General features: G+C 44.2%; 11 protein-coding genes. All 11 read right to left on the bottom strand.

Annotated features, from left to right (window positions below):
• Positions 1–27 precede the first annotated feature (27 nt).
• The 11 genes from QNH17_RS09600 to QNH17_RS09550 all read right to left on the bottom strand — a co-directional run bounded on the left by QNH17_RS09600 (position 28) and on the right by QNH17_RS09550 (position 12,446).
• Positions 28–975, bottom strand: coding sequence for a U32 family peptidase (locus QNH17_RS09600; protein WP_283878457.1), 948 nt, complete (start codon positions 973–975; stop codon positions 28–30).
• Complete coding sequence (locus QNH17_RS09595; protein WP_283878456.1) at positions 959–1,882, bottom strand: dihydrodipicolinate synthase family protein; 924 nt, start codon at positions 1,880–1,882, stop codon at positions 959–961. Before QNH17_RS09595 ends, QNH17_RS09600 begins: the two co-directional genes overlap by 17 nt.
• Positions 1,883–1,900: 18 nt before the next feature.
• A complete protein-coding gene (dgoD, locus tag QNH17_RS09590; RefSeq protein ID WP_283878455.1) occupies positions 1,901–3,049 on the bottom strand; it encodes a galactonate dehydratase in 1,149 nt (382 codons plus the stop codon).
• 64 nt (positions 3,050–3,113) lie between these two features.
• Positions 3,114–4,580, bottom strand: coding sequence for an alpha-ketoglutaric semialdehyde dehydrogenase GucD (gucD, locus tag QNH17_RS09585; RefSeq protein ID WP_283878454.1), 1,467 nt, complete (start codon positions 4,578–4,580; stop codon positions 3,114–3,116).
• Positions 4,581–4,603: 23 nt separating this feature from the next.
• The gene (locus QNH17_RS09580; protein ID WP_283878453.1) at positions 4,604–5,776 is read right to left on the bottom strand and encodes a UxaA family hydrolase; all 1,173 of its coding nucleotides are present in this window, start codon (positions 5,774–5,776) and stop codon (positions 4,604–4,606) included.
• Complete coding sequence (locus QNH17_RS09575; protein WP_283878452.1) at positions 5,766–6,065, bottom strand: UxaA family hydrolase; 300 nt, start codon at positions 6,063–6,065, stop codon at positions 5,766–5,768. The genes QNH17_RS09580 and QNH17_RS09575 overlap by 11 nt, the downstream gene beginning before the upstream one ends.
• Positions 6,066–6,076: 11 nt before the next feature.
• Positions 6,077–6,967 carry a fumarylacetoacetate hydrolase family protein gene (locus tag QNH17_RS09570; protein ID WP_283878451.1) on the bottom strand — a complete coding sequence of 297 codons (891 nt, stop codon included), beginning with the start codon at positions 6,965–6,967 and terminating at the stop codon, positions 6,077–6,079.
• Positions 6,968–7,003: 36 nt separating this feature from the next.
• Positions 7,004–7,771 (bottom strand): IclR family transcriptional regulator, encoded by a 768-nt coding sequence (locus tag QNH17_RS09565; protein ID WP_283878450.1) that lies wholly within the window; start codon positions 7,769–7,771, stop codon positions 7,004–7,006.
• A gap of 61 nt (positions 7,772–7,832) precedes the next feature.
• Positions 7,833–10,037 carry a dihydroxy-acid dehydratase domain-containing protein gene (locus tag QNH17_RS09560; protein WP_283878449.1) on the bottom strand — a complete coding sequence of 735 codons (2,205 nt, stop codon included), beginning with the start codon at positions 10,035–10,037 and terminating at the stop codon, positions 7,833–7,835.
• A gap of 68 nt (positions 10,038–10,105) precedes the next feature.
• Complete coding sequence (locus QNH17_RS09555) at positions 10,106–11,356, bottom strand: nickel pincer cofactor-dependent isomerase, group 22 (protein ID WP_283878448.1); 1,251 nt, start codon at positions 11,354–11,356, stop codon at positions 10,106–10,108.
• Between the two features lie 28 nt (positions 11,357–11,384).
• The gene (locus QNH17_RS09550; protein WP_481858586.1) at positions 11,385–12,446 is read right to left on the bottom strand and encodes a TRAP transporter substrate-binding protein; all 1,062 of its coding nucleotides are present in this window, start codon (positions 12,444–12,446) and stop codon (positions 11,385–11,387) included.
• Positions 12,447–12,487 lie beyond the last annotated feature (41 nt).

Below are 12,487 nucleotides of genomic sequence, written 5' to 3'. Positions count from 1 at the left end.
GGTCCCTCACTTTTTAGATGGAAATCATTATTTCATTGCTTCTTTTCGGACTTTCGCAATACCGAGTCCTTCTGCACCGAGTTTCGATGTTTTCGCTTCAGGATAGTAACGTTCAATCATTTGAATACCAATCGAGGCACGACGTACACGTTCCTGAGCGAGTGAAATGTTTGTACTTTCCCACTGTTTTCCAGAAGGGTATACATCAGGGTGATTACGAAGCCCAAATTTGATGTAAACTGGCGCCAATACACGGATAATTTCTGGTATTTCATAATAGCGAAGAAAGCCGCCGAATGTGTCCGGCACTTCTACGTACAAATCAATCGGAATATCAATTGCCTGACGGATCGCTGCAAGTTTAGACAGCGTCAGTGCAGGTGGCACGTTGTATGTATCCGCACCGATGTCTTCCATTAATTTAACGGATACTGGATTAGCTGAACCCATTTGAACCGATACTTTAACAACAAAATCTTCCGGTAGCTGTCCGTGTTTTTTCATTTCTTTCGTTAAAAGAAGAAGTCCTTCATCGCCAACTAATGCACCACGAAGTCCAAGTGCTGCTCCTCTTTTCAAGTCTTCCATTGCATACACAAGCTGGTCGGCACCTTCATGGCGGATCCCCTGTGATTTGCCACCAGGTGTAAGCGGTCCTGCACTAACATCCCATGTACCGCGAGGGCCAACAAACAAGCTAAGCTCCATGCCACGTTCTGCTGTCATTTCGCACATTTCTTTAATTTCTTCATCCGTTTGAAGCATGATGCCGCTTCCTTGAGATATACGGTGAATCGTCAAGCCGAGGCGGTCAATTTCTTTCAATGTTTCTTTTAATGCGACCGGACCTTCTACACTGGGAAGTTCAATACGATACTGTGCGCCATCAGGAAATGTTTTTGTTGATGTTGGCAATTCTTGAAAATCGGTAGATGGGTAGCCTAATTTTTCGAGCAAGTCACGTGATTCTTTCATATTTGGTACCTTCTTTCATTTCAATATTTTTCAAAAGAGCTTCTACATTGTCACGCAAATCAGCCGGATATACATCGCACGGAGCACGGTGTCCAGCTGGCACGTCAAACCAGCGCTGGTGAACGGCTTCTTTCATTGCTGTAAAAAATGTAGGTCCGAATGTGTACACATCCATCAGCTTTGAAATCACTTGATGATTTTTCTGCGCTTCAGCCAAATCACCTTTTTGATACGATTGATATAAATTAACAGATATTTCCAGCGCGAAGACAGCGCTTCCGTTTATGCTTCCCGCTGCGCCAATCATTTGAGCTGGAAGCAGATGTTCGTCAAATGCAGAGAAGACGCGGAAGTCACTGCGCACTTTTTTCACATCCTTTAGAACCTGACGAAGGTGGCCAAAATCACTGACTGTTTCTTTAATACCGGCAATGTTTGGATGCGCTTCGGCTAATTTTTTGATCAACTCGACCGGCAGATTTTGTCCTGTTAAGAGCGGAATGTTATAAATGAACACTTGCAGCTTTGTATGGTTCGCGACGATCGAATAAAAACGGTATAGCTGCTCATCAGATAGCTTCCAGTAATACGGGCTGACGACAAGAACACCGTCTGCTCCGTGCTTTTCTGCATAAGACGTCAGTTCAAGTACTTCTTTTAACGCGGTATGCCCGACACCGACCATAACGGGTATACGGCCGTTAATATGCTTGAGCATTTCCCTCACATACAGCTTGTGTTCTTCTGTTGTGAGTGACGAGAACTCCCCTGAACTCCCCATTAATAAAATACCGTTAATATTCCGTGAAATTAATTGATCAATATAGCTTCTGTTCAGCGCTAAATCCAAATTCCCAGCTTCGTCAAACAATGTGACAACCGGTGGAATAATACCATGAAAGTTCATTGTTCTCTCCCCTCGTTATTACCATTCGGCGATACTGCCATCTTCATGCCGCCATATTGGGTTTTTCCAGTCATGTCCGAGTTCTGCTGCCTGCTTTACTTTTTCTTCATCAATCTCTACCCCAAGACCGGGTTTATCAGAAACGTTTACATAACCATTTTCAAAGTCAAATAATTCTGGATTTTTCATATAGTCGAGAATGTCCATTCCTTCGTTATAGTGAATGCCCAGGCTTTGCTCTTGTATAATGAAGTTTGGCGTCGTTGCGTCCAGGTGAATCGATGAAGCGAGTGTCATCGGACCGAGCGGACAGTGGGGCGCAACGGCTACATCATACGCTTCTGCCATCGCAGCAATTTTTTTCCCTTCTAAAATACCGCCTGCATGAGACAGATCCGGCTGAATAATATCGACATAGCCGTCTTGAAGGAGCTGTTTAAAGCCCCAGCGCGTATACATTCTTTCACCCGTTGCAATCGGGCACGTTGTGTGCCAGGCAATCTCACGAAGCGCGTCATTGTTTTCCGGCAGAACCGGCTCTTCAATGAACATTGGGTGGTATGGTTCGAGTTCTTTCACAATCGCTTTCGCCATCGTTTTATGAATGCGCCCATGAAAATCAACGCCAATGCCAAAGTCTTTGCCAACCGCTTCACGAATTGACGCCACACGTTCAATGACTGCTTCTACTTTCGAAAAGCTGTCTATGTAGTTCATTTCTTCTGATGCGTTCATTTTAATAGCAAGGAAGCCCTGATCCTGTTTTTCTTTTGCCGCAGCAACGACATCATCCGGACGATCGCCGCCGACCCATGAGTACACTTTAATTTTTTGTCGTGCTTTGCCGCCAAGCATTTGGTATACAGGAATATTATAATATTTACCTTTAATGTCCCATAGTGCCTGCTCAATGCCTGAAATGGCACTCATTAAAATTGGACCACCCCGGTAAAAACCGCCCCGGTACAGCGTTTGCCAGATGTCTTCAATGTCGTTCGGATCGCGGCCGATTAAGTAATCAGCCAGTTCGTTTACTGCTGCTTTCACCGTTTCAGCGCGGCCTTCAACGACAGGCTCTCCCCAGCCTGAAATGCCTTCATCTGTATCGATTTTCAAAAACAGCCAGCGTGGCGGAACTTTAAACAGCGAAACTTTTGTAATTTTCATAAGCACCTCGCAATTTTTGTGGAAGGAGATTTCCTGATCAGGAAACCTCTTTTTCAGTTTGTGATTATGAACCTTTAATGAAGACCGTTTTGATTGCTGTGAAAAATTCTTTCGCCGCTTCTCCTTGCTCGCGTGAACCGGAGCTCGATGCTTTCATACCGCCGAACGGTGCTTGCAGCTCAACGCCCGCACTTTCGGCATTGATGCGGACAAGTCCCACTTCGATTTCATCTATAAACTCAAGAATTGAGTTAATGTTAGAGGTAAAGATAGATGCACTCAATCCGTATTTTGTATTGTTCGCCATCTCAATTGCTTCTTCAAGATCAGCTGCCTTAATAAGTGCAATGACTGGACCGAAAATTTCTTCCTGAGCAATTGCCATATCCGTTGTCACATCTTCAAAAACCGCAGGTGTGACGAAAAAGCCATTATTGTATTCGCCGCCTATTAACACCTCACCACCGTGTACGAGTTTTGCGCCTTCTTGTTTTCCTTTCTCAATGTATTCTATAACAGTATTAAACTGGCTTTCGCTTGCACAAGGACCCATCCAGATACCTTCTTGCAACCCGTTGCCGACAGTAATTTTTTTCGCTGCTTCAACAAGCTTTTGTTTAAATTCGTCATAGATCGATGATTCGACGATAACGCGGCTTGAGGCAGTGCATTTTTGGCCGGAAGAACGGAATCCGCCGCTGATGACCGCTTCCACCGCTTGATCGATATTCGCCTCTTTCGTGACGATAACCGGGTTTTTGCCGCCCATTTCAAGCTGATATTTAATGCCACGTGCAGAGGCTGATTTCGCCACACCCTGGCCGACATTTTCAGAACCAGTAAAAGTAATGGCATTTAAAAGCGGGTGATCAATAAGTCCCTGACCAATCACGGATCCGGAACCAGTGATGAAGTTTAAAACACCTGCTGGGAACCCGGCTTTTGCAAAGCATTCCGCTACTTTCGCTGCTGTAACGGCTCCTTCAGTAGCAGGCTTCCAAACAACTGTATTGCCGTATACGAGTGCCGGAGCCATTTTCCAAATTGGAATCGCAACGGGAAAATTCCACGGTGTGATCACGCCAACAACTCCAAGTGGTGTCCGTTTCGTAAACATAAGCGCATCTTTATCCGATGATGGAATAACATCACCGTCTTTACGCATCCCTTCTCCTGCATAGTAACGAAGAATCGCGATACCGCGTGCTGTTTCGCCTTTTGCCTCTGGAAGCGTTTTACCCATTTCGCGCGTCATTGTTTCAGCAATTTCATCAAGGTTTTCTTCAATAATATTTGCTGCCTTGAAAAGAATTTGACCACGCGCTGATTGACCGAGCTTACGCCATGATTTTTTGGCACTGTGCGCTGCTTCTACTGCTTTGTTTAAATCATCTTCCGTTGAGCTTTGCACGTAGCCAACCGGTTCTTTGTCCGCTGGATTAATGCTTGCGATCGTCTTCTCGAAAGAAGCGTCCACCCATTCATTGTTAATAAAGTTTTTATATGTTTTCGTTGCAAATGTCGTTGACATAAATTTTTTTAGCTCCTTTTTAATTAAAATGTTGGTCCAATTCTCCAGATCCCAAAGTCATGCTGCTTTAAAATTTCTGCTTTTGTGAGTTTGCCGTTTGAAACGTGTTGAATTTCATTCATGATTCGCTGGCCGACGTCATCAACGGTTTCTATTCCATCGACAATCGTACCTGCATCTAAATCCATATTTTCATTCATCCGCTCAAACATTGGCGTATTCGTTGAAATTTTAATAACAGGGGCAATTGGTGACCCCGTCGGTGTGCCGCGTCCACTCGTAAAGAGAACGACTTGGGCACCGCCTGCGACCATACCCGTCAATTGCTCAATATCGTGACCTGGTGTATCCATCCACACGAGCCCTTTTTTCGTCGGCACCTGTGCATAGTCTATAACTTCTTCCAGCCGGGTTGTACCTGATTTTGTCGAGGCTCCAAGTGATTTTTCTTCGAGCGAGCTGAGACCTCCCTCTATGTTGCCGGGACTCGGATTGCCAGTGCGGATGTCGACGCCCATTTGAATTGAGCGGTTTTCCATCATTTTAATAACTGCATAAGCTTTTTTCGCAACCTGATCGTTTGCTGCACGATTGGCGAGCAAGTGTTCCGCACCGATGAGTTCAGTCGTTTCCGCTAAAATAGCGGTTCCTCCCTGCTGGACAATCATATCGCTCGTGCGTCCGACTGCCGGGTTCGCTGATAAGCCGGAACATGCATCCGACCCACCGCATTCTGTACCGACAATCAACTCACTAAAATCACATAATTCACGCTGCACCATCGAGGCATCCTGCACCATTTTGACCGCAATTTTCGCTACTTCCGCAATGGTTTGAAGCGTGCCGCCATGATCTTGAATTGACACCGTTTCGACCGGTTTGCCACATTTGGCAATCTCATCTCCAATACGGTGCGCCTGATGCGTTTCACAGCCAAGACCTAGAACGATAACACCGTATACATTGGGATTCATACCCATTCCCGCATAAGTTCTGGCCGTTTGATCATAATCAGTGCCAACTTGTGCACAGCCATGCTGGTGAATAAATGTGACCGTTCCGCTGACAAGCTCTGTTACGCGCTGGGCTGTTTGCGTCGCGCATGTAATCGTAGGCAAAATCAGTACATGATTCCGGACACCTACGCGCCCATCTGGACGGCGATAGCCCCAAAACTGCATTTTTTCATTCAGCATTTTTGTCACCTCTCCCTCTTTTACCTTCTAAGTTGTGTACATGAACATGTGCACCTGCTGGAATCGTGATGACTGCCGCACCAATCACTTCTCCGTATTTAATAATGTCAGCCCCTTGCTCGATTGCTTTGACTGCGAACTTATGGCCAAAGCGAATCGGTTCAAGGATGGTCACCGGAATGTCGTGTGTTTCTCCTTTCACGATGACAGAAGCGTGTTCAGGTATGTCCGATAAAGCCACAGCTACACTATCTTTTTCGCTTAAGTACAGTGTTTTGTATTCGCTCATTTCGCCACCCCTTAAATTGCTTGTACTACTTTCTTGCTTAGGACAACCGGGTTATTTAAAATGCCAATGCCAGGAATTTCAATTTCAATGCGATCGTTATCGTTTAATGTAAATTCATTTGGCGGCACAACGCACGTGCCTGTCAAAAGTACGGTACCGTCAAAAATATCATTGTCCAGGACTAAGTAGTGGACAAGTTCATCCAATGTGCGTTTCAGCTGATTGACTTGCGCTTCGCCGTCAAATACCTTTTCTTCGTTTCGATATATACGACACATAATTTTAAACTCATATGGATCTGAAACAGCCTCTTTTAATAAAATAGCTGGTCCGATGGAGCATGAGTTTTTCCATACTTTTGCCTGTGGCAGGTAAAGTGGATTTTCACCTTCAATGTCCCGGCAACTCATGTCATTTCCTGCAATGTAGCCGAGTACTGTCCCTTCTTTATCGATGACAAGACCAAGCTCCGGCTCAGGAATTTGCCAGTTGGAATCTGAGCGTAAGTAAACTGGATCATTCGGTCCCACGGTTCTTGCTGCAGTCGATTTAAAGAAAATCTCGGGGCGCACTGCTTCATACACTTTGTCATAGAACGTTTCGCGGTCAAGCTTTCCTTCTGTCGCTTCATAGTTGCGTGCTTCCTTGCTTTTTTTATACGTCACCCCAGATGCCCATACTTCCGGCGCGTCGATCGGCGTTGTTAAATTGAGACCTTCCAAGGGCTGTTTTTCTCCATCAGCTGCTATTTGTTTTACAATGTCAAATGCTGTTTTGTTTTGCTCGCGTGCTATTTCAATCAATGACATGAAATCTGTAAATGGAAGGTCCACTACATTGTTTTCGTTTGTTACGGCAGCAAGTTGTTTCTCATTTTCTTTTACATATCGAATAATTCTCATTTGCAATCTTCCTCCTAAATGACAAGTCGTCATGTTTTATATTTTTTGATATTCATATCCAAGCTCATGCGAAATTTTACTGCTGCATTCTTTTAAAATACGTATATAATAATTTTGCGTTTCATCATTTACCTTCGCTGCAGGGATCGATACGCTGACAGCAGCGATTACTTTTCCTGAATAATCTTTTATCGGGACAGCCAGGCAGACAATGCCTGGTTCGTTTTCTTCATTATCAATTGAATAACCGGCAATACGTGCTCTCTCGATTTCCGCTAAAAATTCCTCTTTAGAACCAATTGATTTTTCAGTATGTCTCGTATACATATAGCCGTCTAAAAGCAAATCGAGTTCACTGTCCGTTTTTGTTGCGACAAGTGATTTGCCAACTGCACTCGTATGAATCGGGACACGCCGGCCGATACGAGAATACACAACTGTTACTCCGCTACCTTCCACTTTATCGAGATATACGCCTTCCTGCCCGTCTAATATAACGAGGTGAATCGTTAAGTTAGTGGTCTCTGAAAGCCATTCAAGATGTTTTCTTGCGATATTGCGCAAATCGAGATTGCTCACCACCATGTTTCCTCGCTCAATTAGCTTTAAACCGAGCAAGTATTTTCCATTTTCTTCATTTTGTGAAATATAGTGATGCAACTCTAAGGTTTTTAAAAGCGAATGAACGGTACTTTTATGCAAATTCATTCGTTTGCTAATCTCTGTGATTGTTAATTCCCGCTCACGCTCGTCAAATAAATCCAATATTTTCAATGCACGGTCCACCGATTGGATTATAGGCATTGTTCCTCACTCCTCTTTCTTCTGCTGTCTTCATTTTACCAGATGTATGACGAGGGATGTCTTACTTTATAACTGTGGTTGTTTCCTGAAGCAATATATCCTGCTCATAATCAAGTACCGCATCTTCAACGACTGCGATTGGGACAACCCCATTTGCTGCATCTGTATGTCCATACATCCGATTGCTGGCTGCGACCATTTTTTGGCGAACTTTCATTCGCTGCTTTCGCTCTGTTACTAGTAATTGTCTCTCTTCTTTCAATCCTTCTGTAAAATCGTGTACGACTTCACCATCTAAAAGCTGTATTGGATCAACAAAATCAATACGGCGACCACGAAGCTGAAGATGCAGGATATCTCCTGTTTTCAAGTAGCCGATGCCGCCATCTTCGTAAGCTTCTGGAGTCATATGACCAATTGCTGCACCATACGTCACTCCAGAGTAGCGCCCGTCACTGATGATTGTCGCCAGTTTTTTCATGACACGGCTCGCATTAATGTGCTGCATTGGTGTAAACATTTCTGGCATACCGAATGCTACTGGTCCCTGACCTGCGATAATGACAGCAATTTTCAAATTGCCTTCTTCTGCCATCGCATCAAACAATTCATCATATGATTTATCTTGAAGACGCAGCCATTCTTGTTCGTTATTGTATTTCAATGTTGAAATCAAACGGTCATGCGTAAATAGCTTTTGCTCTCTTATTTTTGCAAGCAAATTAGAATCAAGCAGGCCTCTATTCGCATCATCTTCATTTTCGTAATAAAGAGCGAATGCAAGCTTGTCATCAAACTGATCAAGCTGTGGTGTCGGCATGCCACTAATTTTCACAACAGCACTTTCAAAGAAATTTCCTTTTAAGACATCCACACCACTGAATCCACGGCGTGGAGTGGATAAAATGACTTTATTTTCTTTTACATTCACCGCCTGCAAGCTGCGTGTAATCGCCAGACGTTCTTTCCACGTTTTTGCCGCGACAGTCGGCGCATCCTGGTCCATTGGAACTCCATTTTCAACGAGTTCATAAAAGAGCGTTTCCATTCCACGGCTTGTGCCGCTGCAACACTGCATCGCAAGCGAATAAATATCTCGTCCTTCTGTCAAGCTGTAATCAAATAAATCAGGAATCGGATGCGAATGGTGAATGCGGTCAAGATCCCATAAGCTGAATTTGTATCCTGCATAGAGCATGCCGGCGACGATATGCATCATTAAGTTTGTCGATCCGCCGGACGCGCTGTGAATGCGAATTGCATTTTTAATATTCGTCGCGACAATGTTGGCCACGCCGTAACGCTCGTCGTTTATCATTCCCGCAAAGCTGTCAAGCACCGCGTTAATCTGGCGCTGTGATGGTGGATCTGTTAATAACTCGACTGCTGGATGAACGAGCCCCATGCCCGCGACTAAATGGCGTGAACTATTGCCCGTTCCGTTAAAGGCACACACGCCTCCCTGCCCGTCACATGTTGCAACAGCGAGCCGCATTTCAAAATATTTGTGCTGTTCTTTCGTCAAAATACCCCGCTCGTATGCCCGTTCGAATACACCCTGGAATGCGGTATTCGATGAACATTGCAGTATGTACGCCATCGTATCGCGTAAATCAACGGCAACATCTGTTGCCCCTTCACTTTCTGCTTTTTTCGCCAGCGTTTCCAATTCTTCAATGACGTCATCTGGAATCGAGCCACCTTCTAATACGTGAGCCGGTGCGAATGTCGCGAAAAAGGGTGCTTCACCGCGGCTGCGGCGTACGCGATCGACATGCGCGAGCGCGCTTACAACACCAAGCGGCTGCTTATCACACCCTTGAATAACGAAAGCGCCATGATAACTGTGTGCTTCAAGCTGATTGACAACCATTTGTGCAACCGCGTTCCGACTTTGGAGTGAGTAACTCATCCCTTGATTGCTTTGCGCAGTACCATCACACATAACCGGTGTCGAGAAGTGAAACGGCACACCGCCGTTTTGCCAGATGCGGATTGCTGCCCGTGCGGACGTTTGGTAATCCATAATGTGCGCCGGGTGATCCGACGAACCGCCGATAATCGCAATACGCGGTGCATTCCGTTCTAGCCTCAAGTAAATTTCTTCCAGAGTCCAGTCCGGCTTGCCGCCCTCATATGTGGAGCCAAGCGTCAGCTTTGAGCGATCCAACAGCCCAGCCACTGTAATCGGTTCATTTGCTTTTCCCTGTACGTTATCGCGGTAAGGGTTTACATCGTTATCAATGTGGGGATATAGATTAGTCATTTTAAGCACTCCTTTTCACTACATTGGAATGAATACTCTAAAAAGGAATAGAGAACGATAACAGTCTATTAATCTAATACCAAGTCTTCTGGTTCTGACAAAATCTCTAAACTGTTATTTTTTTCAGCCTCGTCAATCATGCTTTCAGAAATCCAAATTTCACCGATTTCAAGTGTGTTTTTTATTCTTACGACTCTTACTTTATTTAAATCGAAGGCATTGCACGTTTTGATCGCAGCTTTAACAGCCAATTCCTGCGTATCTAAACACATCGGAAGCTTTATAACCTCTGTCACGGTGCTGGTGAGTGCATTGGCATACCCTTTTTCCCATTCGATTTCATTCATAACCGCTTTCGTCGTCATATCTGCCATACCGATGCCGTTTGCATTCCCGTGAGTTTTCTCAGTCAGTCCAAGGACAACAGTCCGTTTAACGTCTGGACCCCCAGTTGCATAAGGGGTGGCGAAGTTTCCTGTTATGTTTGGATCCATTCCATCTCCGGAAATGTCTTTTCCTATTTCATTAACAATGAGTACGTCCATCGTATCGAAATGTATCTTTGGCATTAATGATTTTGCTTCTGTCAACAGTTCCGGCTCTATCTTCTCCAAGTCCTCCACCGGTACAGCGACGATTTTCGCGGGTTTATCGTAGGCGTTCTCAATGGTCGCAAGCCCAAATATGATTGGAGCTTTTGCTAAGGAAATTTTCGCCATCTCAGGTACATGTTCAGCCATATACTTAAAGCTGTATGCATGAGCGGCTTCAGCTCCCTTTTGCTTACCTAAACCGATTGTGATCATTTTCATAAGGCCGCTTTCAACCGGACCGCGGAATGCAGTGTGCGGTTTTATCCGATTAATAACAATGATTTTGTCCGATTCATAGGCAATCTTATCAATATATACAGGGAGTCCATTGGGTAATTCATCCAGTTTTACTACTTCCATTGAAGACCTGATTGGCGCTCCAACAACTTCTTCTGTTACACCCAGCTGAAGCAGCACGTCGATTTGCCCTTCTGCTGTTGCACCGCCATGGCTTCCCATTGCAGGTACGATAAATGGATTGCCGCCTGCTTTTTTAACCGCAGCGACTGTTTCCCTTACCAGTATTGGTAGATCGGCTACCCCTCTGCTTCCTACAGCAATAGCAACACTGTCTTTTTCAGCTATTCTTGATAAGACACCTGCTTCTTCTATCGCTTTTTGCACCTCACCCGCTACATCAGCGAGTTGAGGTGCATGAAATTTCTGCCGTACTTTGACCATTTTCGGTAATTGGATTTCTCGTAAAAGCTCAGAGATAATATCCATTATCATTCCTCCATAATGCAGAGCTGGATTATTTACTGCGCACTTTTTCAACTTCGGTCATCATTTCTTTCACTAAATCCGGACCGAATTTTTTAGCATATTCGTCCGTTACTGGTTGAATAATTTCCTTCATTTTTGCAATTTCTTCTGGTTTTACTTTGTTGATTTTCATTCCTTCTTTTTCTAGAAATTTAAGTGCTTTCTCATTTTCTTTTTGATTAAGTGCCCGTTGGTACTTTCCAGCTTCTTGTGCAGACTCACTCATGATTTTTTTCTCTTCTTCTGATAGGTCATCCCAGAACTTTTTGCTGACAAGGAATACAAATGGTGTATAAACATGATTTGTAATGCTTAGATAGTCTTGTACTTCATTATATTTTTGCGTTTGAATGGTTGCGAGTGGGTTCTCTTGGCCATCCACAGTGCCTGTTTCTAACGCGGTAAATACTTCAGAAAAAGCCATCGGCGATGGATTAGCCCCTAACTTTGAAAATGCATCTAAGTGCACTTCATTTTGCATTGTACGAAGTTTAAGGCCCTTGAAATCAGCAGCCGTTTCAACTGGGTGTTTGCTGTTTGTTAAATTTCGGAAGCCGTTTTCCCAGTATCCCAGACCTACTAAATTATGCTCGGGTAATTTATCCAAAAGCTTTTTACCTACTGCACCATCAAGTACTGCGTAAGCTTCTTCTTCATTATTAAAGACAAATGGGAAGTCATAAATCCCAAATTCCTTAATCATTCCCACCATTGGAGAAGTAGAAGGAACAGTTACTTCCTGTAAGCCGCCTTGAAGAGCTTCTGTCATTTTCTGATCATCTCCAAGAGTGGCATCAAAGAAGTTTTGGACTTTCATTTTCCCTCCACTTTTTTCTTCAACCAGTTCTTTGAATTTTTCCATCCCCTGCCCTTGTGGGTGTGTTTTACTATTTCCGATTCCTGTTTTGATTGTTCTTTCCTGGATTCCCTCTGTTGCAGCGCTTTCATTTTTTGATGTAGTTGTACTGCCACCAGCATTGCTACAAGCACCTAAAAGTAAAACTCCCGGTAATATCACACCAGCTGCCAAACGTTTCACCCAATTATTCATTATAATTCCTCCTAAAATGATATAAATCCTAGCTACAAACT

Source organism: Neobacillus sp. SuZ13, assembly GCF_030123365.1.
Taxonomy (GTDB): Bacteria; Bacillota; Bacilli; order Bacillales; family Cytobacillaceae; genus Neobacillus.
This window is presented reverse-complemented; position numbering and strand designations above follow the sequence as displayed.